This is a genomic window from Streptomyces sp. NPDC030296 (assembly GCF_055572815.1).
The window spans coordinates 387,571-408,159 of the sequence record NZ_JBVICQ010000006.1; the positions used below are offsets into that span (position 1 = coordinate 387,571).

Here is a 20,589-nt window from a genome sequence, read left to right on the forward strand (position 1 = left end):
GCACGTACCGACCCACGGACCGACCCGGAAAGCGAGCAGCCGAATGATCTCTCTGCGCGAGACACATGACAGCGACGTGCCCCACTTCTGGGCGCACCAGTCCGACGCGGACGCGCAGTACGCCGCCGCCTTCACCGGCAAGTACCACTACGACCGGGCGGAGTTCGACGCCCACTGGGCGCGGATCCGCGCCGACGACGGCATCGTGCAGCGCACGGTCCTGGCCGACGGCGACGTGGTCGGCCAGATCGCGGTCTTCGGCCCGTCCGACGAACGCGAGGTCACCTACTGGATCGACCGCGCCCGCTGGGGCCGGGGCATCGCCACCGCCGCCCTGACCGCCCTCCTGGACCTCGTCCCGGACCGACCGCTGTACGCCCACGCGGCCGCCGACAACACCGGCTCGATCCGGGTCCTGGAGAAGTGCGGCTTCGCCGTCACCGGCCATGACCGGGGCTTCGCCCTGGCGAGAGCGGCCGAGATCGACGAAGTGACCCTCACCCTGACCTGACCTCACCTGGGTCCCGAGGTCAGAAGGGGTACCAGCGCACCGTCTCGTCCCCGTCCCGCAGGGAGGCGACGCGGCGTTCGAACTCCGCCAGCGCCTTGGGGTTGCTCGGCGCGTGCTGGGCCACCCAGGCGCAGCTCGCCGTCTCCCGGGCACCGCGCAGCACGGAGCAGCCCTCCCACGCGCGCACGTCCCAGCCGTAGGCGGCGGTGAAGGCGTCGTACTCCTCGGCCGGCAGCCCGTAGCGGTCGTGGGACAGCGCCATGACGACGAGGTCGTGCTCGCGCAGATCGCCGGAGAAGGTCTCCAGGTCGACCAGGAGCGGGCCGTCGGGCCCGACATGGACGTTGCGGGGCAGGGCGTCACCGTGGATGGGCCCCGGCGGCAGATGGGGGACGAGAGCGGCCGCGGCCGCCGCGAAGCCGTCGCGGCGCTCCCGCAGATACGCCGCGTCGGCCGGGTCGACGGCGTCGCCCGCGAGACGCAGCCAGCGCTCGACCCCGCCCAGCAGGTCCCGGCGCGGGAGGTCGACCTCGGGGGAGGGCAGTGCGTGGACCAACCGCAGCAGTTCGGCCAAATCGCGGGCACCCGCGGGCCGTACGGGGTCGGGCAGCCGGTGCCACACCGTCACCGGGTGTCCCTCCACGAGCAGCGCCTCGGCCTCGGCCGCCCGTACCGCCGGGACGCCCGCCCCGGCGAGCCAGGCCGCGATCCGCAGCTCCCGCCGGGCCCGGTCGAGGAGCTCGGCGTCGCGGCCCACCTTGACCACCAGGTCACCGGCGGCGAACACCGCGTTCTCGCCCAGCGCGAGCAGCCGCGCGTCCCCGGCCGCACCGGGCAGTACGCCCGACGCCACCAGTACGTCCCGTGCCCGTGCCTCGTCCATCCGTCACCTCCGTGTCCGGCCCCGCCGTGCGGCCGACGCTCCCCCGTGGGAGGTCGGGTTCACGCCATTGCCGGGTCAGTCTCGCATTCGCACAGGTCGGGGCGTGTGCGCGGTGCCTTGACGGCCTGTCATGCCCTCAGCACCATGACGGACATGACCGTGGCGACCGCGACGCCGAAGCGTCCGCGACCGGCGAAGCGGCGCACATCGGCGGCGGACCGGGAGCGGCGTCCTCTGGACCACGGCGCCTGGTTCCTGGTACTGCCGGCCCTGATCCCGGTTCTGGTGTTGAGCGTGGGGCCGCTGCTGTACGGGATCTCGCTGGCGTTCACCGACGCCCAGTCGGGCCGCACCGAACCCACCGAGTGGATCGGCACCCTGAACTTCCAGGACCTGCTGCACGACACGCTGTTCTGGGAGTCGTTCCGGATCGGGCTGGTGTGGGCGGTCGGGGTGACCGTGCCGCAGTTCCTGCTCGCGCTGGGCCTCGCCCTGTTGCTCAACGAGCGGTTACGTCTGCGCTGGCTGGCGCGGGCCCTCGCGATCGTCCCGTGGGCGATGCCCGAGGTGGTCGTCGGCGTCATGTGGCGGCTGGTCTACAACCCGGACGCGGGCATCCTCAACGAGACCCTCCGCGACCTGGGCCTCGGCGGCGGCCGCGACTGGTTGAGCGGACTGGCCACCGCGCTGCCCGCCGTCATCGTGGTCGGCGTCTGGGCGGGCATGCCCCAGACCACGGTCACCCTCCTGGCCGGGCTGCAGAACACACCGCGTGAACTCCACGAGGCCGCCGCGATGGACGGCGCGGGCGCCTGGCGCCGCTTCCACACGGTCACCTGGCCCGCCATCAGGCCCGTCGCCCTCGCGATCACCGCCCTCAATCTGATCTGGAACTTCAACTCCTTCGCCCTGGTGTACGTCCTCACCAGCGGCGGACCGGGCGGCCGTACCCGGTTGCCGATGCTCTTCGCCTACGAGGAGGCCTTCCGCTACGGGCAGTTCGGGTACGCGGCGGCGATGGGCTGTGCGATGGTCGCGCTGATCTCGATCGTCCTCGCGTTCCACCTGGTGGGCCGGTTGAGGCGGGGTGGTGAGGGGTGAGGACCGGTAGGGCGGCCCGCGCGGGCCAGTACACGGCGCTCGTCGCGTATCTCGTCTTCCTGGCGTTCCCCTTCCTCTGGCTGATCTCCACCGCCTTCAAGCCGGCCAGGGAGCTGGGCAGCCTCCATCCGACCTGGATGCCCGAGCACCCGACCCTCGGCAACTTCCGGCAGGCGTTCGACGAACAGCCGCTGGTGGAGGCCGCGCTCAACTCGCTGGTCGCGGCGCTCGGCGCGGCCGTCGTCGCCGTCGTGATCGCGACCCCGGCGGCGTACGTCATGGCCCGGCACCGCTCCACGCTGTCGCGGATGGCGACCGGCTGGGTGGTGGTCAGCCAGGCGTTCCCGTTCGTGCTGGTGATCATCCCGCTGTTCCTGGTGCTGAAGAACCTCCGGCTGATCAACTCCGTGCCCGGTCTGATCACGGTGTACGTGGTGTGGGCGCTGCCGTTCGCGGTGTGGATGCTCGTCGGCTACGTCAGGGCCGTGCCCGTCGAACTGGAGGAGGCGGCGGCGGTCGACGGGGCCGGCCGGCTGCGGACGCTGGTGTCGGTGACGGCGCCGCTGCTGGCGCCGGGCATCGTGGCGACGGCGCTGTTCGCGTTCATCACCGCTTGGAACGAGTTCTTCTTCGCGCTGGTGCTGCTCAAGACCCCTCAGAAGCAGACCCTGCCGGTCGTCCTCACCCATTTCATCGGCGCCGAGGGCGTCGCCGACCTCGGCCCGCTGGCCGCCGCCGCGTTCCTCGCGACGCTGCCCTCGCTGGTCGTGTTCGCGCTCATCCAGAGACGGATCACGGGCGGCATGCTCGCCGGGGCGGTGAAGAGCTGATGCGCGGCCTCCGATGGCTCACGGCGGTGCTGCTGCTGTGCCTGCTCGCCGCCGGCTGCACGGCGGACGGCGGCGACGGCTCTGACGACGGCCGGGTCACCCTCCGCTTCCAGTCCCTGGCGTGGCAGGAGGAGTCCGTCGCCGTCAACAAGGAGCTGGTGCGGGAGTGGAACGCCACGCATCCCGACGTCCGGGTCGAGTACGTGCAGGGCAGTTGGGACAGCGTCCACGACCAGCTGCTCACCTCCTTCGAGGGCGGTGAGGCCCCGGACATCATCCACGACGCCTCCGACGACCTCGCGGACTTCGCCCACGGCGGCTACCTGGCCGATCTGCGGGGGCTGCTGTCCGAGCGGCTCAGGGCGGACATCCCGCGGCACAGCTGGGAGACGACGACCTTCGGGGACGGGATCTACGGGGTGCCGTTCCTCCAGGAGCCCAGGGTCCTGATCGCCAACGCGACCCGGCTCCGGGAGTCCGGCGTCCGCGTGCCCACCCCCGAGGACCCGTGGAGCTGGGCGGAGTTCCGGGCGGTCGCCGAGGAGTTGAGCGGCGAGGGGAGGTACGGCGTCGCCTGGCCGCTGAAGGAGCCGGTGTCGGCCACGCTCAATCTGTCGCTGTCGGCGGGCGGACAGCTGTTCCACCGGGGCGCGGACGGCAAGGTCGAGGTCCGCTTCGAGAGGGCCGACGCGGTCGTGCCGAGGACCGTGCACGACGGGGTGAACACCGACCGGAGCGCGTCGGGCACTACGCTCGGCATGGGCGGCTCCGACACCCTGCCCGGCTTCTTCGGCGGTACGTACGCGATGGTGCCGCTCGGCTTCTCCTACCGCCAACAGATCGTCCAGCAGGCGCCCGAGGGCTTCGACTGGCAGGTGCTGCCCGCCCCGGCCGGGGCCGCCGGCCTCACCCAGGGCGTCAGTCCGCAGACCCTCTCCATCGCCGAGGACAGCCCCCACAAGGAGGAGGCCGCCGCCTTCGTGGACTTCCTCCTCCGGCCGCCGAACATGGTCCGCCTCGCCCTCGGCGACTGGATGCTGCCGACCGGCACCGAAGCCCTGAAGGACCCGGCCCTGCGCACCACCGAGCACGGCTGGGCGACCGGCACGGCCCTCGCCGCACACCTGCGCCCCGCCCCGGCCCAGTCGGTGCGCGGCTACCCGGAGTGGAAGGACAAGGTGGCCACGCCCGCCTTCCAGGAGTACTACAGCGGCGCCATCGGCCTCGACGAACTGCGCTCCCGCCTGGAGGAGGACGGAAACCTGGTCCTGGCCCGCTACCAGCGCTGAGCGCCGGAAATCAGATTGCACGAGACGTCTCGTCTCGCTTAGGGTCCTCGTATGACCTCCCACATCGCCACCTCCCACATCGCCATGTTCTCCATCGCCGCACACGGGCACGTGAACCCGAGCCTCGACGTCATCCGGGAGCTGGTCGCACGCGGCCACCGCGTCACGTACGCGATCCCGCCGGCGTTCGCCGAGAAGGTGGCCGCCACCGGCGCCGAACCCAAGCTGTGGCACTCGACGCTGCCCGGCCCCGACGACGACCCCTCGGCCTGGGGGAGTGAACTGCTCGACAACGTGGAGCCCTTCCTCGACGACGCGATCCAGGCCCTGCCGCAGCTCGCCGCGGCGTACGAGGGCGACGAACCCGACCTCGTGCTGCACGACATCACCGCCTACCCGGCACCCGTCCTCGCCCGCCGCTGGGGCGTCGAGTCGATCTCGCTCTCCCCGAACCTGGTCGCCTGGGACGGCTACGAGGAGGAGGTCGCCGAGCCGATGTGGGCCGAACCGAAGAGGACCGAGCGCGGCAAGGCGTACTACGCCCGCTTCCGGACCTGGCTGGAGGAGAACGGGATCACCGCGCACCCGGACCACTTCGTCGGCCGCCCCGCCCGCTCCCTCGTCCTCATCCCGAAGGCGCTCCAGCCGCACGCGGACCGGGTCGACGAGAGCCGCTACACCTTCGTCGGTGCCTGTCAGGGCGACCGCTCCGCGCAGGGCGACTGGCAGCGGCCCCCCGGTGCCGAGAAGGTGCTCCTCGTGTCGCTCGGGTCGGCCTTCACCAAGCAGCCCGACTTCTACCGCGAGTGCGTCCGGGCCTTCGGCGGCCTGCCGGGCTGGCACCTGGTGCTCCAGGTCGGACGCCATGTCGACCCGGCCGAACTGGGGGAGATCCCGGCCAATGTCGAGGTCCGGGACTGGGTGCCGCAACTGGCGGTGCTGGAGCAGGCCGACGCCTTCATCACCCACGCGGGCGCGGGCGGCAGCCAGGAGGGGCTCGCCACCGGCACGCCCATGGTCGCCGTACCGCAGGCCGTCGACCAGTTCGGCAACGCCGACATGCTCCAGGCCCTCGGTGTCGCCTGCCACCTCCCGATGGAGGAGGCGACGGCCGCGACCCTGCGTGAGGCGGTGCTCGCCCTCGTCGACGATCCCGAGGTGGCGCGCCGGCTCAAGGAGGTGGGGGAGGAGATGGCGCGGGAGGGCGGCACCCGGCGGGCCGCCGATCTCATCGAAGCCGCGCTCAACGCCCGGCCATAGTGAGACGATGCAGGAAAAAGCAGGACGGTTGCGTCTCCACCATGACGTCTCGGCGCAATTCAGGTAACGATCCGGTCGCTTCATAACGCTCGGGTAACGCCCGTCCTGTGGGGTGAGCGCACTGATCCTGTTGCCGAGTACGACCGTTACCCCGTCCGAAAGGTTGCACTGGGCACTTCTTGTACCTCGGGTGAACAGCTCCCAAGCTGAATGCGAACTCACTTCGAACGCCAGGAAGTTGACCCATGCGCCGAGACATACCCGACCTCGCAGAGGTGCGCCGCGTCACGCAGAAGAAGCGTGACGCCTGGTGGACCGTGCTCCTCGTCGACCCGGTCGCCACACCGCTCGTGCGGCTCACCGCGAAGTACACGAGGATCACGCCCAACCAGCTGACCTGGGGCGCCTTCCTGCTCGGTCTGGTGTCGGCGGCCTTCTTCGCGCTGGGCGACTGGCGGTGGCTGATCGCCGGCGCCGTCCTCTACCACCTGAGCTTCATCCTCGACTGCATGGACGGCAAGGTCGCCCGGCTCACCGGCCAGGGCTCCGTGTTCGGCGCCTGGCTCGACTTCGTCTTCGACCGCATCCGGGTGGCGGCGTGCGCGGTCGCCCTGATGGCCGGGCAGTACCACCGCACCGGCGACACCCTCTACATCTGGCTCGCCGCCGCCGTCATCGGCTGCGACGCGCTGCGCTACATCAACTCCCTGGAGACCTTCAAGGTCCGCCACACCATGCGCAAGCAGATCAAGGTGCGGCTCCGCGAGGCCCGCCGCGCCGAGAACGAGCGCGAGCTCGCCTTCATGGAGGACCTGCTCCGCGAGAACCCCGAGGCCGACATCGAGCAGGACCTGCGCACGGTGACCGCCGAGGCCGTCCAGAGCGCCCCGCAGGCCCAGGTCGTCGACCTCCACCAGGAGTTCCGCCGCCGCTTCCCCGCGTATCTGCGCGTCCGTTCCTTCCTGCTGCGTCACCGTGTCCGTCCCCATCTGATCAGCGGCATCGAGTTCCAGATGGGTGTCTTCATGATCGGCCCGCTGGTCGACTCGGTGCTGCCGGCGACCATCGTCTCGGGTGTGCTGCTCCTCGTCTTCGAACTGGCCATCATCTACAAACTGCTGCTGTCCACCAGGGACTTCGCCCGCACGATCGACTCTTTCGACCGCGAGACGGTCACCGAGACGATCACCAGGGCGGCCTGACGGTCGTACGGCACGGCACGGGGGCCGGGGTGCGCCACGCACCCCGGCCCCCGCGCACGGGACGGCCCGTCAGACCCGTACCGCGTCGTCCTTCCGGGACCCCGGGACCGGTCCCGGCTCCGGCGACTCGTCGTGGGTGAGGTCGGGCAGGCGGTGCAGCCACTTCGGCAGGTACCAGTTGCGTTCGCCGAGCAGGGCCATCACCGCCGGGAGCAGCACACCCCGGATGATGGTCGCGTCGATGAGCACGGCGGCCGCCAGGCCCACGCCCATCTGCTTCATGGACTGCATGGACAGCGTCCCGAAGATCGCGAAGACGGCGACCATGATGACGGCGGCACTGGTGACGACGCCCGCCGTGGTCACCACACCGTGCTGGATCGCGTCCTTCGTCGTACGGCCCCGCAACCGCGCCTCACGGATCCGCGAGACCACGAACACGTGGTAGTCCATCGACAGACCGAAAAGGATCACGAAGAGGAACAGCGGCAGCCAGGTGATGATGGCGCCCACGCCCTCCGCGCCCACCAGCGAGGCGCCCCAGCCGTGCTGGAAGACCGCGACGAGGATGCCGTACGCGGCGCCCACCGACAGCAGGTTCAGCACGATCGACGTCACGGCGACGGTCAGCGAGCGGAACGACAGCAGCATCAGACCGAAGGCGAAGACCACCACGAACGCGAAGACCGGAACGACCGCTCCCCCCAGCTCGTCGTTGAAGTCCTTCGAACCGGCGACCTGCCCGGTGATCGGTGCCTCGACGCCGTCCACCTTGCCGAGCGTCGCCGGGCGCACCTCGTCCCGCAGCTTGTCCAGGCTCTCGCCCGCCCTGTCGAGGTCGGAGCCGCCCACCAGCGGGACGTAGACGAAGGCGAGGTTCTGCGCGTCGTGCACCTTGATCTCGACCGGGCCGCGCGAGGCACCGGAGCTGATCGCCCGCTCCCGGAAGTCGGCCAGGGCCGCCTTCACGTCGGCGGAGTTGATGTCCTTCGCCTTGACGACCACCTCGGCCGGCTCGGAGCCGCCCGGGAACGCCTCGTTGAGCCGGTTGTACGTCTGCACGATGGGCAGCGAGTCGCCGAACTCCTTGTCCAGGGTGAGCTGCTCGGTCTTCATGCCGAGCGCGGGAGCCGCGATGGCGAGCAGCGCGCCGCCCGCGACGGCGACCGAGACGACCGGCCGGGCGAGCACGCCCTTCAGTACGGCCGTCCAGAACCGGCTCTCGCGGTTGACGCCGCCCCGGTTGCGGCGGAGCTTGCTCTGCGGGTGCAGGAAGGGGATCTTGCCCTTCTCGACGCGCTCGCCCAGCAGCGACAGCAGCGCGGGCAGGACGGTCACCGACCCGACCATGGCGACCGCCACGACCATCAGCGAGGCCAGGCCCATCGCCTCGAACTCGGCGAGACCGGTGAACAGCATGCCCGCCATCGCCACGCACACCGTGACACCGGAGACGATGATCGCGCGGCCGCTGGTGGCGGCGGCGATCCTGAGGGCGGTCTGCGCGTCCCGGCCGGCCTCGCGCTCCTCGCGCTCGCGCCGCAGATAGAACAGGCAGTAGTCGACACCGACGGCCAGACCCACCAGCAGCATCACCGAGTTGGCGGTGTCGCTCATCGGCATCGCATGGCTGACGATGGCCATCAGACCCATCGTCGCCATGATCGCGGTGAGGGCCAGGGCCACCGGCAGCAGCGCCGCCACGACCGCGCCGAAGGCGATCAGCAGAATGCCGAGGGCCACCGGTACGGCGGAGTACTCGGCCTTCTGGAAGTCGTCCCCGTACGCGTCGGAGAACGTCTTCATCATGCTGGCGCCGCCGATCTCCTCGATCCGCACCGACGCGTGCTCCTCCTGCACCCCCTCGACGGCCTTCAGCACCGGCTCGATGCGCTCACCGGCGGTCTCCGAGTCGCCCTTCACATCGAACTGCACGAGCGCGCTGCGCTCGTCCTTCGAGATCGTCCGGCTGTCGTACGGCGAGGTGACGCCGCTGGCCTCACCGGTGCCGTCGACGGCCTTGATCACCGCGGCCACGGCGGCCCGGAACTCCGCGTCCGTGGCCTTGAGCCCCTTGTCCTTCGCCTGGATCAGGACCGACTCGCTCGCCGGTTCCTCGATCCCCGCCTCCTCGATGATGTGGGCGGCCGTACTGGTCTCGCCCTTGAGCTGGTCGCTGTCCCGGACGTCGACCCGGCCCGCCGCCGAGCCGATCCCCATCGCCAGGACGACGAACAGCACCCAGATCCCCACGGCCGCCCATCGGTGCCGGGCGCTCCAGCCACCGGCCCGGGCGGCGATACCCCGCACCCGTACGTCTCCGTTCCCCATGACGGGCAAGCCCCCTCGTGAGCGGTGGCGACCCCCTGCCGCCACCTTCCGTCTCGAAGGTATGGGCCGGATAAAGCCATCTCGTCGTGCTGTCCGGTGAACCCGCGATCCGGCACCTCCACCCCTCGGACCCCGTCGCCTCCCCACCAGGGAGGACGGCGGCCCCTTACACCTATCCCGCGCCCTCGGGGCGCGGCCTCAGGGACGCACCTGCCCCGACCGGGCGTACGACCGGCCCCCACGTGCCTATCGTGAGCGCATGACGACGTACGCCGCGCTGTTGCGCGGAATCAACGTGGGGGGCAGCAGGAAGGTCCCGATGGGCGACCTCCGTACGCTGCTGTCGGGCCTCGGGTACGACGCGGTGGCCACCTACCTCCAGAGCGGCAACGCGGTCTTCGCCAGCGACCACGGCGACGAGGACTCCCTCGCCGCCGAGATCACCGCCGCCCTCGAGAAGCACTTCGGGTTCACCGTGGACGTCCTGGTGCGCGACCACGCCTACCTGGAGGCGGTACGGGCCGACTGCCCGTTCCCGGCCGCCGAACTGGAGGGCAAGCAACTGCACGTCACCTACTTCTCGGAGCAGGTGGCGGAGGAACGCTTCGCCGGACTCGACCGATCGGCCTTCCTGCCCGAGGAGTTCAGGCTCGGCGACCGGGCGCTCTACCTGTACGCCCCCGACGGCCTCGGCCGCTCCAAGCTGGCGGAGGCGCTCGCGAAGCCGCGCCTGGTGAAGGGCCTGATCGCCACCACCCGCAACTGGAACACCGTCGTGAAGATGGCCGAACTGACCTCGACCGGAGGCTGACCCATGCGCTACCTCGTCATCGGAGCCGGCGCGGTCGGCGGAGCCATAGGCGGGCGCCTGGCCGAGGCGGGCCACGAGGTCGTCCTCGTCGCCCGCGGCGCCCAGTACACGGCCCTGCGCGACCACGGCCTCCGCCTCAGGACCCCGGACGGCGACCGCACCCATCCCCTCCTCACCGTGGACGGCCCCGCCGCGCTCGGCGAACTCCGCCCCGACGACGTCCTCCTCCTCGCCGTGAAGACCCAGGACACCGAGGCGGCCCTCGCGACCTGGGGCCCCGCCCCGGTGGCCGGCGGCGGCACGGCCGCCGAGCGGCTCCCCCTGGTCTGCGCCCAGAACGGTGTGGAGAGCGCACGGCTCGCCCTCCGCCGCTTCCGGCGCGTGTACGGCGTCTGCGTATGGCTTCCCTCCACCTTCGTGGAGCCCGGCGTCGTGTCGGCGGCCGGCACCCCGCTCACCGGCATGCTCCACCTCGGCCGCCACCCCCACGGCACCGACGAGACGGCCCACCGCATCGCCGCCGACCTGGAGAAGTCCCGGTTCGAGGCGCCCGTCGTACCGGACGTCCAGCGCTGGCAGTACGCCAAACTGCTGGGCAACCTGGGCAACGCCCTCGAAGCGCTGACCGGCCCCGTCGACGGCGAGGAGGCCGGCGCGCTGCTCGCCCGGGTGCGCGCGGAGGGCGAGCGGGTGCTCGACGCCGCGGGGATCGCGTACGCGAGTGCCGAGGAGCAGCGGAGGGCCAGGGGCGACAAGATCACCCTGGTGCCGCTGGACGGCGTCCCGCGCGGCGGCGGCTCGTCCTGGCAGTCCCTCACCCGCGGCACCGGCACCATCGAGGCCGACCACCTCAACGGTGAGATCGTCCTGCTCGGCCGGCTGCACGGCGTACCGACCCCGCTGAACGAGCTGCTGCAACGCCTCGCGAACACCTTCGCCCACGAGCGCCGGCCCGCCGGCTCGATGCCGGTCGCGGAACTCGTGCGGCGGGCGGACGAGGCTGAGCGGGAGGCGGACGAGGCTGAGCGGGAGAAGGCGGGGGAGGAGGCGGCGCGGGCCGACGCGGGGGAGTAGGCGGCGGGCGGACGCGGGGAGCCGGTCGGCCGGGGGCAGGTCGTGTCGTCGACGGTGTCGCGTTTGTTCAAGAGCCGGGCGTGCGCCGTCCCTAGCGTGGGACGCATGAACAGCCACGACTCGTACCCGCACATGGTCGAATGCGCCGCCGAGGCGGCCCGTGTCGCACGGGGCGTCACGGCGGCGCAGCTCGCCCTCCCCACCCACTGCCCCGACTGGGACGTCCGCGCCCTGGTGAACCACTGGGTCCTCTACACCTCGCACGGCCTGGAACACCGCGCCCGGCGCACCCCGCTCCCCGAGGAACTGACGAAGCGCGACTTCGCCGCCGACCCGGACTGGGCCGACGCGTACGCCGCCCAGCTGGACCGGGCGGTCGCGGCCTGGGCCGACCCGGCGCTGTGGGAGGGCGACATCGACCTCGGCATGGGCCCGCTGCCGGCCGCCGACCTCGCCGGGATGATCATCAAGGAGATGGCCGTCCACGGCTGGGACGTCGCCACCGTCACCGGTCAGGAGTTCCACCTCTCCGAGGAGGCCGCCCGCTTCGTCCTCGGCGTCGTCGAGACCCACGGCGAGCTCTACCGGAAGTACGACGGCTTCGCGGCCCCGGTGCCCGTGCCGTCCGACGCCCCGACCTTCGACCGGGCGCTGGCGTCGAGCGGCCGTGACCCGAGGGGCGGCGCACCGGTCGACACCGGCCAGGGAACCGACGGAAAACCGATGGACGGCCCCACCGGGGACGACGTACTGTCGGCCTCCACGCCCTGAGACCGACGGAAGGAGGCGAGTGCCGTGCGTTCCACACCTGTCCCGCGCTCCCTTCCCCGCTGTCCCGGCGTGTTCGACGAGGTCTGACCGGGAGCGCTGCCAGCAGCTCGTATCCCGGAGGATCCCCTCATGACCGACACGGTCATCCGCGCGCTCACCGCGAGCGACGCCTCTCTCTTCGACGCACACCCCGACCCGCTGGGCGCCCGTGAGGGCCACCGGCGCACCCGGTTCCGCCCCGACTGGAAGCGCGTCGCCCTGCGCGACGGCGAGGTCGTCGCACGCGGCGCCTGGTGGGGCGGGCCCGACGACCCGGAGCCCGTCAACATCAACTGGTTCGACGTCGCCGAGGGCGAGGAGGAGGCCGGCGCCGAACTCCTGCGCTCCGCCCCCTGGCGGGTCGAACTGGAGATCAACCTGCCCGGCGGCTGGCGGGACGACCCCGCCCTGCGCAACGCGGCCGAGGCCCGCTTCGGCGCCGCCCGAGCCGCCGGGTACGCCCTCCTCGTGGAACGCTTCCTGTACCGCTGGACCCCGGAGCGGGGTCTGCCCGAGCGGCCCGGGCGCCTGCGGTTCAGCGCCGAGGCCGACGACGAGGTGTTCCGGGACGCGTTGCGCCGCATTCACTCCGTCACCCTGGACGCCCACGCTCTCAGGGCCATCGAGGAGGGCGGTCTCGACCGGGCCGCCCAGGAGGAGCTCGACTTCTTCCACTGGTGCCCCTCCCCGAGGGAGTGGTGGCAGGTCGCGCACACCCCCGACGGCGACCTCGCGGGCATCCACATCCCGGCACACAACCCCTCCGGCCCGACCATCGGCTTCATCGGGGTCCTCCCCGAACACCGCGGTCACGGCTACGCCTACGACCTCCTCGCCGAGTGCACGCACGTCCTCGTGGAGCAGGGCGCGGAGTTCGTCAGCGGAGCGACGGACCAGGGCAACTTCCCCATGGCCGCGAACTTCACGAAGGCCGGCTTCCCTGTGGTGAGCGAACGCATCAACTTCCACCCGGTGGACCCGTTGGACCCGGCGACCCAGGTGGACCCGACGACCTGAGCGAGGGCCGGTCGGCCGGTCGGCCGGGGGCGCGTCATTCTTCCGCCGCGTCCCCGGCCTCCCACCGCAGCAGATCGCCCGGCTGGCAGTCGAGCACCTCGCACAGCGCGGCGAGGGTGGCGAAGCGCACCGCCTTGGCGCGGCCGTTCTTGAGGACCGCCAGGTTGGCGGGGGTGATCCCCACGCGGTCGGCGAGTTCGCCCACGGACATCTTCCGCCTGGCCAGCATCACGTCGATGTCGACGGCGATCGGCATCAGATCACCTCGTCCAGCTCGGCCCGCATCAGCGTCGCCTCACCGTCGCGGGCGACGGCCTGGGCGAGCAGCATCCGCAGGACGAGCACGATCAGCGCGATGCCCAGGATGCCCACGCCGATCCCGCCCATGATGACGGTGACGCCCGGGTCCTCCCGCTGTCCCGGCGCGTTGACGGCCGTGACCGCGAACCAGACGAGAGCGGCCGACACGATCGCGCCGATCACACCGTCCACGTACCGGAAGGCGGCGTGGGAGAACACGGTCCCGCGGCGCACCATCGTCACCAGTCGCCACACGCAGAACAGGGCGACCTGGACCGACACCATGCCCAGGAGGGTGATCACGCGCAGCGCGGTCAGCGGCAGCGTCCCGTCCTCGGGGTCGGCGCCGCTCACCAGCACCCACAGCATCGACGCCTGCACGAACAAGGTGCCGGCGAACATCACCACGAGCACAGCGCGCAGCGCACGCACGGTCAGCTTTCCCATGGCCCACCCTCCCATCGAGTTGCGATGGGAATCTATCGAGTTTCGATAGGGCGGGCAAGTGTTGGACGCCGGACGGGACCTGGGGCGGTCGGTCAGGCCGCCGTGAGCTGCCCGGCGCCCAGCGCGGCGGTGTAGCGGCGCAGCAGCAGTTCGGCCAGCTCGGGGGCGGGGCCGAGCACCTCGGCGAGGATGTCGGCGCCGGCCTCTTGGGCACCGGCGGCGATACGGTCCGGCAGCCGGCCGGGCGCGATGACGTACGGCGCCACGGCCACCCGACGGCAGCCGAGCGCCCGCAGCTCCCGTACGGCGTCCGCCGTGCGGGGCAGCGACGCGGAGGCGAACGCGGGTCGCACGGCGCACCAACCGGTGTGCCGCCACTCCCGCGCGATTGCTGCGATCACCGCGATCGCCTCCGGGTCCGTGGACCCCGCCGAGGCCAGTACGACCCCGGTCGAGGGCTTGTCGGCGGGGCTCAGGCCCGCCTCGTACAGCCGGCGTTCGAGCCCGGCCGTCAGCAGCGGCGACGGGCCGAGCACCTCCGCCTGGCGGATCCGCAGCCGGGGCGGCGCGTCGCGCAGCACCGCCGGGATGTCCGCCTTGGCGTGGAACGCCCGGGTCAGGAGCAGCGGCAGTGCCACCACGTCCTCGACGCCCTCCGCCGCGAGTGACTCCAGCACCCCCTGCACCGAGGGGACGTTGAAGTCCAGGAAGCCCGTCTCCACGCGCAGCCCGGGACGCGTCGCCCGGACCCGCCGCACGAGGGCGTGCACGGTCGCGGCGTGCCGCGGGTCGCGGCTGCCATGGGCGACGACGAGCAGGACGGGACTGCGCATGGAACGGTGGTCCTCTCAGCTCTTCACGAGCAGACCGCGGCCGCGCAGGACCCGGCGCTCCAGGGGGCTGAAGATCAGCAGGTCGATGGCGATACCGACCAGCAGGATCAGGAAGATGGCGAGGAAGACGGTGGCCATGTCGATGTTGGTGCGGCCGTTCTCCAGCAGCTGGCCGAGTCCCACACCGAGATCGGGGTGGTGAGCGATGATCTCCGCCGCCATCAACGAGCGCCACGAGAACGCCCAGCCCTGCTTCAACCCCGCCAGGTAGCCGGGCAGCGCGGCCGGCATCACGATGTGCCAGGCGCCCTGCAGTCCGGTGGCGCCCATGGTGCGGCCCGCCCGCAGATACAGCGGCGGCACCTGGTCGATGCCGGAGACCAGCCCGTTGGCGATCGACGGGACCGCGCCGAGCAGGATCACCGCGTACATCATCTCGTCGCTCAGGCCCAGCCAGACCACGGCCGGCGGCACCCACGCCACCGACGGCAGGGACTGGAGACCGGAGAGGATCGGGCCGATCGCCGCCCGCACGAAGCGCACCCGGGCCACCAGGATGCCCAGCGGGGTGCCGATCGCCAGCGCGATCAGGAACCCGAACAGACCGCGCGAGACGCTCGTCCAGATGTAGCCGAGCAGCTTGCCCTCCAGCCACGCCTGCTCCGCCGCGTCCCACACGGCGGACGGCGAGGGCAGCGTGGCCGGGTCCGTGACGATCCCGAACGAGATCAGGCCCTGCCACACCGCGAGGACCAGCACGACCGCGACGACCGGCGGCACGATCTTGGTACGGAGGGTCTCGCCGAAGGAGGGCCGGCCGGTGCCGGTCGTCTCCAGCGCGTCGAGACCCGCCTCCACCGCGCCGAGCCGGTCCTTGTCGCCGGCCGGCGCCTCGAGGGTGTCCGTCGTCCTCGTCTCACTGCTGGCCATGACGGCGGATCTCCTCACGCAGAACATCGGTGATCTCCAAGGACAGCTCCGCCACCGGCGCGTCCTCGATACGGCGCGGCTGCGGGATGTCCACGCGCCACTCCCGGGCCACCCGGCCCGGACGCGAGGACAGCAGCACCACCCGCTGGGCGAGGCGCACCGCCTCACGGACGTTGTGCGTGACGAAGAGGACGGAGAGCCGCGTCTCCTCCCAGATCCGGGTCAGCTCGTCGTGCAGCACGTCCCGCGTGATGGCGTCGAGCGCCGCGAACGGCTCGTCCATCAGCAGCAGCTTGCTCTCCTGTCCGAGCGCCCGCGCCAGCGCCACCCGCTGACGCATACCGCCGGACAGCTCGTGCACCCGCTTGCCGTACGCGCCCTTCAGCCGGACGAGTTCGAGCAGGGCCTCGGCGCGCTCGCGCCGCTCGTTCTTCGGAACCCCCCGGAGCTTCAGGGCGAGTTCGATGTTCTTGCCCGCGGTCAGCCACGGGAACAGGGCGTGCTCCTGGAACATCAGGGCGGGACGCCCGTCGGTCGTGATGCTGCCCGCGGTCGGGGCGTCCAGCCCCGCGACCAGGTTGAGCAGCGTGGACTTGCCGCAACCCGAGGCCCCCAGGAGGGTGACGAACTCGCCCGGAGCGACATCGAGAGTGATGTCGTCGAGGACGAGCTGCTGCCCGGCGGGTCCGGCGAAGGACTTCGACACGTGCTCGATACGGGCGGCGTGCTCGACGGTCCCGACACCGTCGGCGGCCTTGGCGAGTGCGGTGGCCATGGTCGTCACCTCCTGGGAACTCAGCGGACTGCGGTTACTTGACGCCGAGGCCGGCGTCGTCGACCTCGGACTCGCCCTCGGCCTTCAGGACCTTGTTGAGGATCGACAGGTCGTAGATGCCGTCGAGCAGCGGGTCCTTCAGCAGACCGGCCTTGACCGCGTGCTCCGCCTCGGTGTTGAGGGTGGAGGCCAGCGGATCGTTGGTGAACTGGATCGACGTCCACGCCGGGTCGAGGACCTTGGCGTCCAGGGCCTTGCCCGAGTCCTCCTTCAGACGGGCGTTGGCGGCCGCCTTCGCCTTCTCCGTGTCGGAGTTGATGAAGGCGTTCGTCTTCACCGCGCCGCGCAGCACCGCCTCGACGACCTTCGGGTGCTCCTTCAGGAAGTCCTGCCGCACGATGATGTTCGTGATCACGAACTTCTTGTCCGGCCACAGGTCGGCCTCGTCCAGCAGCACCTTCGCGCCCTCGGCGACCAGCTTCGACGCGGTCGGCTCCGGCACCCACGCGCCGTCGATGGAGCCCGACTTGTAGGCGTCCGGGGTGATCTTGTTGTCGGTGCGGACGACGGAGACGTCGCCCTTGCCGCTCTCCGCGTCGACCTTCCAGCCCTGCTCGGCGATCCAGTTGAGGAACGCCACGTCCTGGGTGTTGCCGAGCTGCGGGGTCGCGATGTTCTTGCCCTTGACGTCCTTCAGGGACTTGATCTTGTCCGGGTTCACCACGAGCTTCACACCGCCGGAGGCCGAACCGCCGATGATGCGCAGGCCCTTGCCCGCGGACTTGGTGTAGCCGTTGATCGCCGGGGAGGGGCCGATCCAGCCGATGTCGATCGACTTCGAGTTCAGCGCCTCGATCTCGGACGGCCCGGCGTTGAAGGTCGCGTACTCGGCCTTGGTGGCGCCGAGCTCCTTCTGGAAGATGCCTTCCTGACGGCCGACCAGCGCGGTGGCGTGCGTCAGGTTGCCGAAGTAGCCGATCTTGACGGTGTCGAGACCCTCGATCTTCTTGGCCCCGGCGGCGACCTTGGCGGTGTCGTCGTCCTTGGCCTCGGAGCCGTAGCCGCAGGCGGCGAGGGTGAGCAGGGGAAGCGTTGCGATGACCGCGACGGAGCGCCGGAAGGCGGATGAGCGGATGGCAGGCACGGGAGGTGTTCCTCTCGGAGGCCCGGCGGTCACAACCTCTTCGGGTGTGGCCGGGGAATCAGGAAAAGGGTCTTCGTCGCAGCGGGGACGTCCGGTGGGGGGACGGGGCGCGCAAGCGGTGCGCGTACGTCAGCACACACATCGGGCGACCCCGCCCTGCCCGCTGCCGAGGGCGCCGGAGCCGACACGGCCGCCCTCCTTCGCGAACGTCGCGTAGTAGTCCACGGGGCTCATGTCAGAAGTCCCACCCGTCGTCCTCGGACTCGTCCTTGACGGGCTCCGGGGAGGCGAACGACTCGCCGACCATCCCGGCGGTCAGGGTCGTGCCGTCGGACGGGTCGATCAGGATGAACGAACCGGTGCGGCGGGAGTCGGCGTAGGAGTCGACGGGCAGCGCCTCCGCCGTCCGGACCTTCACCCGGCCGATGTCGTTGGCGACGAGCTGTCCCGGGTGCGGGTGCAGGGACAGGTCGTCGAGCGTGAGACGGGACGGGATGTCCTTGACGATCGCCTTCACCGTGCGGGTGCCGTGCTTGAGGAGCACCCGGTGGCCCACCGTCAGCGGCTGGTCGGCGACATGGCACACGGTCGCCTCGATGTCCTGCGTCGTCGCGGGCGCGTCCTTGCTCGGCACGATCAGGTCGCCGCGCGAGATGTCGATGTCGTCCTCCAGCAGGAGCGTCACCGACTGCGGGGTGTAGGCGACGTCGACCGGCTTGCCGAGCACGTCGATCCCCGCGACCTTCGTCGCACGGCCCGACGGCAGCACCGTCACCGGGTCACCGACCCGGAACGTACCGGCGGCGATCTGACCGGCGTAGCCCCGGTAGTCGGGATGCTCGGCGGTCTGCGGGCGGATCACGTACTGCACGGGCAGCCGGGCGTGGCAGTGCGCCAGGTCGTGGCTGACCGGCACGGTCTCCAGGTGCTCCAGCACCGTCGGGCCGCCGTACCAGTCCATGTGGGCGGACGGCTCCACCACGTTGTCGCCCACCAGCGCCGAGATCGGGATCGCGGTGACCTCGGGGACGCCCAGCTCGGTCGCGTACGCCGTGAACTCCTCGGCGATCGCGGCGAAGACCTTCTCCTCGTACGCGACGAGGTCCATCTTGTTGACGGCCAGCACCACGTGCGGGACGCGCAGCAGCGCGGCGATCGCGGCGTGCCGGCGGGTCTGCTCGACGACACCGTTGCGGGCGTCGACCAGGATCACCGTCAGCTCGGCGGTGGAGGCACCCGTCACCATGTTGCGGGTGTACTGCACATGGCCGGGCGTGTCGGCGAGGATGAACCGGCGCTTGGCCGTGGCGAAGTAGCGGTACGCCACGTCGATGGTGATGCCCTGCTCCCGCTCGGCCCGCAGACCGTCGGTGAGCAGCGCGAGGTCCGGGCCCTCCTGGCCGCGGTTCGCCGAGGCGCGCTCCACGGCCTCCAACTGGTCGGTGAGGACCGACTTGGAGTCGTGCAGCAGCCGGCCGACGAGGGTGGACTTGCCGTCGTCGACGGAGCCCGCGGTGGCGAACCTGAGGAGCGTGGTGGCGGAGAGTTCCGCGGTCGTCGTCATGCTTAGAAGTACCCCTCGCGCTTGCGGTCTTCCATCGCGGCCTCGGACAGCTTGTCGTCGGCGCGGGTGGCGCCCCGCTCGGTGAGCCGGGACGCGGCGATCTCGGTGATGACCTGCTCCAGCGTCACGGCGTCGGAGTCGACGGCACCGGTGCAGGACATGTCACCCACGGTCCGGTAGCGGATGAGCCGCTTCTCGACGGTCTCGCCCTCCTTCGGGCCGCCCCACTCGCCGGCGGTGAGCCACATGCCGGCCCGCTGGAACACGTCACGCTCGTGCGCGAAGTAGATCTCCGGCAGTTCGATGCCCTCGCGGGCGATGTACTGCCAGACGTCCAGCTCGGTCCAGTTGGACAGCGGGAAGACCCGGACGTGCTCGCCGGGCGCGTGCCGGCCGTTGTACAGCTGCCACAGCTCGGGGCGCTGACGACGCGGGTCCCACTGGGAGAACTCGTCGCGCAGCGAGAACACCCGCTCCTTGGCGCGGGCCTTCTCCTCGTCGCGCCGGCCGCCGCCGAAGACCGCGTCGAACTTCTCCGACTGGATCTTCTCGGTCAGCGGCACCGTCTGCAGCGGGTTGCGGGTGCCGTCGGGGCGCTCCTTGAGGACCCCGCGGTCGATGTAGTCCTGCACGGAGGCCACGTGCAGCCGCAGGTTGTGCTTCGCCACCGTGCGGTCCCGGTACTCGATGACCTCGGGGAAGTTGTGCCCGGTGTCCACGTGCAGCAGGGAGAAGGGGATCGCCGCCGGGGCGAACGCCTTCAACGCCAGGTGCAGCATGACGATGGAGTCCTTGCCGCCGGAGAAAAGGATCACCGGCCGCTCGAACTCGCCGGCCACCTCACGGAAGATGTGGACGGCCTCGGACTCCAGCGCGTCCAGGTGGGAGAGGGTGTACGGCGTGCCGGTGCCCTCGGACACGGTCGCGACGGTCGTCGTCATGCCAGACCCCTCTCGGTGAGCAGCTTGTGGACCAGCGCCGCGGACTCCTGGACCGTCTGGTCCTGCGACTCGATGCGCAGGTCCGGGTTCACGGGCGCCTCGTACGGGTCGTCGACCCCGGTCAGCCCGGAGATCTCGCCCGCCGCCTGCTTGGCGTACAGCCCCTTCACATCGCGTTCGGAGCACACTTCGACCGGAGTGGCCACATGCACCTCCACGTACGCGGCACCGCTCGCCGCGTGCCGCTCACGCACCGCCGCGCGGCTGTCGGCGTACGGCGCGATGACCGGGACCAGCACCTTGACGCCGTTGCGGGCGAGCAGGTCGGCGAGGAAGCCGATGCGCTGCACGTTGGTGTGCCGGTCGGCGCGGCTGAAGCCGAGTCCGGCGGTGAGGAACTCGCGGATCTCGTCGCCGTCGAGCACCTCGACGAGGTGGCCCTCCTCACGCAGCCGGTTCGCCAGCTCGTACGCGATGGTGGTCTTGCCGGCGCTCGGCAGACCCGTGAGCCAGACGGTGGCTCCGGTCGTCACTTG

At 71.2% G+C, this 20,589-nt stretch carries 21 protein-coding genes; 10 read left to right on the forward strand and 11 right to left on the reverse strand.

The genetic code is table 11. The annotated features are described in order from the left end of the window. The first annotated feature begins 43 nt into the window (after positions 1–43). Positions 44–511, forward strand: coding sequence for a GNAT family N-acetyltransferase (locus tag ACZ4Z3_RS19875; protein WP_468502212.1), 468 nt, complete (start codon positions 44–46; stop codon positions 509–511). Positions 512–530: 19 nt separating this feature from the next. Here the strand turns inward: ACZ4Z3_RS19875 and ACZ4Z3_RS19880 are convergent, their stop codons facing one another. Further along, complete coding sequence (locus ACZ4Z3_RS19880; protein WP_468502213.1) at positions 531–1,394, reverse strand: phosphotransferase enzyme family protein; 864 nt, start codon at positions 1,392–1,394, stop codon at positions 531–533. Positions 1,395–1,547: 153 nt separating this feature from the next. On the opposite strand from ACZ4Z3_RS19880, the gene ACZ4Z3_RS19885 reads away from it, so the two are divergent. The 5 genes from ACZ4Z3_RS19885 to ACZ4Z3_RS19905 all read left to right on the forward strand — a co-directional run bounded on the left by ACZ4Z3_RS19885 (position 1,548) and on the right by ACZ4Z3_RS19905 (position 7,076). Next, positions 1,548–2,495, forward strand: coding sequence for a carbohydrate ABC transporter permease (locus ACZ4Z3_RS19885; protein WP_468502355.1), 948 nt, complete (start codon positions 1,548–1,550; stop codon positions 2,493–2,495). Beyond that, the gene (locus tag ACZ4Z3_RS19890) at positions 2,492–3,325 is read left to right on the forward strand and encodes a carbohydrate ABC transporter permease (protein WP_468502214.1); all 834 of its coding nucleotides are present in this window, start codon (positions 2,492–2,494) and stop codon (positions 3,323–3,325) included. Before ACZ4Z3_RS19885 ends, ACZ4Z3_RS19890 begins: the two co-directional genes overlap by 4 nt. After that, positions 3,325–4,614: an ABC transporter substrate-binding protein gene (locus ACZ4Z3_RS19895; protein ID WP_468502215.1), complete on the forward strand. Its 1,290-nt coding sequence runs from the start codon at positions 3,325–3,327 to the stop codon at positions 4,612–4,614. Before ACZ4Z3_RS19890 ends, ACZ4Z3_RS19895 begins: the two co-directional genes overlap by 1 nt. 51 nt (positions 4,615–4,665) lie before the next feature. After that, positions 4,666–5,874: a macrolide-inactivating glycosyltransferase gene (gene mgt, locus ACZ4Z3_RS19900; RefSeq protein WP_468502216.1), complete on the forward strand. Its 1,209-nt coding sequence runs from the start codon at positions 4,666–4,668 to the stop codon at positions 5,872–5,874. 245 nt (positions 5,875–6,119) lie between these two features. Beyond that, the gene (locus tag ACZ4Z3_RS19905; protein WP_468502217.1) at positions 6,120–7,076 is read left to right on the forward strand and encodes a CDP-alcohol phosphatidyltransferase family protein; all 957 of its coding nucleotides are present in this window, start codon (positions 6,120–6,122) and stop codon (positions 7,074–7,076) included. Positions 7,077–7,145: 69 nt separating this feature from the next. Here the strand turns inward: ACZ4Z3_RS19905 and ACZ4Z3_RS19910 are convergent, their stop codons facing one another. After that, positions 7,146–9,407 carry an MMPL family transporter gene (locus ACZ4Z3_RS19910; RefSeq protein ID WP_468502218.1) on the reverse strand — a complete coding sequence of 754 codons (2,262 nt, stop codon included), beginning with the start codon at positions 9,405–9,407 and terminating at the stop codon, positions 7,146–7,148. A gap of 259 nt (positions 9,408–9,666) precedes the next feature. Here ACZ4Z3_RS19910 and ACZ4Z3_RS19915 point away from each other — a divergent pair, with 259 nt between their 5' ends. From ACZ4Z3_RS19915 to ACZ4Z3_RS19930, 4 genes are all read left to right on the forward strand, one after another. Further along, positions 9,667–10,218 (forward strand): DUF1697 domain-containing protein, encoded by a 552-nt coding sequence (locus ACZ4Z3_RS19915; protein WP_468502219.1) that lies wholly within the window; start codon positions 9,667–9,669, stop codon positions 10,216–10,218. A 3-nt stretch (positions 10,219–10,221) separates the two neighbouring features. Beyond that, positions 10,222–11,292: a ketopantoate reductase family protein gene (locus tag ACZ4Z3_RS19920; protein ID WP_468502220.1), complete on the forward strand. Its 1,071-nt coding sequence runs from the start codon at positions 10,222–10,224 to the stop codon at positions 11,290–11,292. Between the two features lie 105 nt (positions 11,293–11,397). Then, the gene (locus ACZ4Z3_RS19925) at positions 11,398–12,063 is read left to right on the forward strand and encodes a TIGR03086 family metal-binding protein (RefSeq protein WP_468502221.1); all 666 of its coding nucleotides are present in this window, start codon (positions 11,398–11,400) and stop codon (positions 12,061–12,063) included. Between the two features lie 129 nt (positions 12,064–12,192). Next, positions 12,193–13,119, forward strand: a complete 927-nt coding sequence (locus tag ACZ4Z3_RS19930; protein ID WP_468502222.1) for a GNAT family N-acetyltransferase — start codon at positions 12,193–12,195, stop codon at positions 13,117–13,119. A 34-nt stretch (positions 13,120–13,153) separates the two neighbouring features. Here the strand turns inward: ACZ4Z3_RS19930 and ACZ4Z3_RS19935 are convergent, their stop codons facing one another. The 9 genes from ACZ4Z3_RS19935 to cysC all read right to left on the reverse strand — a co-directional run bounded on the left by ACZ4Z3_RS19935 (position 13,154) and on the right by cysC (position 20,586). After that, on the reverse strand, positions 13,154–13,375 hold the full coding sequence (locus ACZ4Z3_RS19935; RefSeq protein ID WP_466796433.1) for a helix-turn-helix domain-containing protein: 222 nt from the start codon (positions 13,373–13,375) through the stop codon (positions 13,154–13,156). Further along, complete coding sequence (locus ACZ4Z3_RS19940) at positions 13,375–13,866, reverse strand: DUF2975 domain-containing protein (RefSeq protein ID WP_468502223.1); 492 nt, start codon at positions 13,864–13,866, stop codon at positions 13,375–13,377. The genes ACZ4Z3_RS19935 and ACZ4Z3_RS19940 overlap by 1 nt, the downstream gene beginning before the upstream one ends. A 92-nt stretch (positions 13,867–13,958) precedes the next feature. Next, on the reverse strand, positions 13,959–14,699 hold the full coding sequence (locus ACZ4Z3_RS19945) for a sirohydrochlorin chelatase (protein ID WP_468502224.1): 741 nt from the start codon (positions 14,697–14,699) through the stop codon (positions 13,959–13,961). Positions 14,700–14,714: 15 nt separating this feature from the next. Beyond that, positions 14,715–15,629 carry an ABC transporter permease gene (locus tag ACZ4Z3_RS19950; RefSeq protein WP_468502225.1) on the reverse strand — a complete coding sequence of 305 codons (915 nt, stop codon included), beginning with the start codon at positions 15,627–15,629 and terminating at the stop codon, positions 14,715–14,717. Further along, on the reverse strand, positions 15,616–16,404 hold the full coding sequence (locus ACZ4Z3_RS19955; RefSeq protein ID WP_468502226.1) for an ABC transporter ATP-binding protein: 789 nt from the start codon (positions 16,402–16,404) through the stop codon (positions 15,616–15,618). The genes ACZ4Z3_RS19950 and ACZ4Z3_RS19955 overlap by 14 nt, the downstream gene beginning before the upstream one ends. 34 nt (positions 16,405–16,438) lie before the next feature. Beyond that, a complete protein-coding gene (locus ACZ4Z3_RS19960) occupies positions 16,439–17,548 on the reverse strand; it encodes an aliphatic sulfonate ABC transporter substrate-binding protein (RefSeq protein ID WP_468502227.1) in 1,110 nt (369 codons plus the stop codon). Between the two features lie 235 nt (positions 17,549–17,783). Next, a complete protein-coding gene (locus tag ACZ4Z3_RS19965) occupies positions 17,784–19,112 on the reverse strand; it encodes a sulfate adenylyltransferase subunit 1 (RefSeq protein ID WP_468502228.1) in 1,329 nt (442 codons plus the stop codon). 2 nt (positions 19,113–19,114) lie between these two features. Continuing rightward, complete coding sequence (cysD, locus tag ACZ4Z3_RS19970) at positions 19,115–20,053, reverse strand: sulfate adenylyltransferase subunit CysD (RefSeq protein WP_468502229.1); 939 nt, start codon at positions 20,051–20,053, stop codon at positions 19,115–19,117. Continuing rightward, positions 20,050–20,586, reverse strand: coding sequence for an adenylyl-sulfate kinase (gene cysC, locus ACZ4Z3_RS19975; RefSeq protein ID WP_468502230.1), 537 nt, complete (start codon positions 20,584–20,586; stop codon positions 20,050–20,052). The genes cysD and cysC overlap by 4 nt, the downstream gene beginning before the upstream one ends. Positions 20,587–20,589: the final 3 nt, after the last annotated feature.

Bases quoted from the DNA above. Each gene is read 5' to 3' on its own strand.
- ACZ4Z3_RS19875 (WP_468502212.1), top strand. From the start codon at position 44: ATGATCTCTCTGCGCGAGACACATGACAGCGACGTGCCCCACTTCTGG.
- ACZ4Z3_RS19880 (WP_468502213.1), bottom strand. From the start codon at position 1,394: ATGGACGAGGCACGGGCACGGGACGTACTGGTGGCGTCGGGCGTACTG.
- ACZ4Z3_RS19885 (WP_468502355.1), top strand. From the start codon at position 1,548: ATGACCGTGGCGACCGCGACGCCGAAGCGTCCGCGACCGGCGAAGCGG.
- ACZ4Z3_RS19895 (WP_468502215.1), top strand. From the start codon at position 3,325: ATGCGCGGCCTCCGATGGCTCACGGCGGTGCTGCTGCTGTGCCTGCTC.
- mgt (WP_468502216.1), top strand. From the start codon at position 4,666: ATGACCTCCCACATCGCCACCTCCCACATCGCCATGTTCTCCATCGCC.
- ACZ4Z3_RS19905 (WP_468502217.1), top strand. From the start codon at position 6,120: ATGCGCCGAGACATACCCGACCTCGCAGAGGTGCGCCGCGTCACGCAG.
- ACZ4Z3_RS19910 (WP_468502218.1), bottom strand. From the start codon at position 9,407: ATGGGGAACGGAGACGTACGGGTGCGGGGTATCGCCGCCCGGGCCGGT.
- ACZ4Z3_RS19915 (WP_468502219.1), top strand. From the start codon at position 9,667: ATGACGACGTACGCCGCGCTGTTGCGCGGAATCAACGTGGGGGGCAGC.
- ACZ4Z3_RS19920 (WP_468502220.1), top strand. From the start codon at position 10,222: ATGCGCTACCTCGTCATCGGAGCCGGCGCGGTCGGCGGAGCCATAGGC.
- ACZ4Z3_RS19925 (WP_468502221.1), top strand. From the start codon at position 11,398: ATGAACAGCCACGACTCGTACCCGCACATGGTCGAATGCGCCGCCGAG.
- ACZ4Z3_RS19930 (WP_468502222.1), top strand. From the start codon at position 12,193: ATGACCGACACGGTCATCCGCGCGCTCACCGCGAGCGACGCCTCTCTC.
- ACZ4Z3_RS19935 (WP_466796433.1), bottom strand. From the start codon at position 13,375: ATGCCGATCGCCGTCGACATCGACGTGATGCTGGCCAGGCGGAAGATG.
- ACZ4Z3_RS19940 (WP_468502223.1), bottom strand. From the start codon at position 13,866: ATGGGAAAGCTGACCGTGCGTGCGCTGCGCGCTGTGCTCGTGGTGATG.
- ACZ4Z3_RS19945 (WP_468502224.1), bottom strand. From the start codon at position 14,699: ATGCGCAGTCCCGTCCTGCTCGTCGTCGCCCATGGCAGCCGCGACCCG.
- ACZ4Z3_RS19950 (WP_468502225.1), bottom strand. From the start codon at position 15,629: ATGGCCAGCAGTGAGACGAGGACGACGGACACCCTCGAGGCGCCGGCC.
- ACZ4Z3_RS19955 (WP_468502226.1), bottom strand. From the start codon at position 16,404: ATGGCCACCGCACTCGCCAAGGCCGCCGACGGTGTCGGGACCGTCGAG.
- ACZ4Z3_RS19965 (WP_468502228.1), bottom strand. From the start codon at position 19,112: ATGACGACGACCGCGGAACTCTCCGCCACCACGCTCCTCAGGTTCGCC.
- cysD (WP_468502229.1), bottom strand. From the start codon at position 20,053: ATGACGACGACCGTCGCGACCGTGTCCGAGGGCACCGGCACGCCGTAC.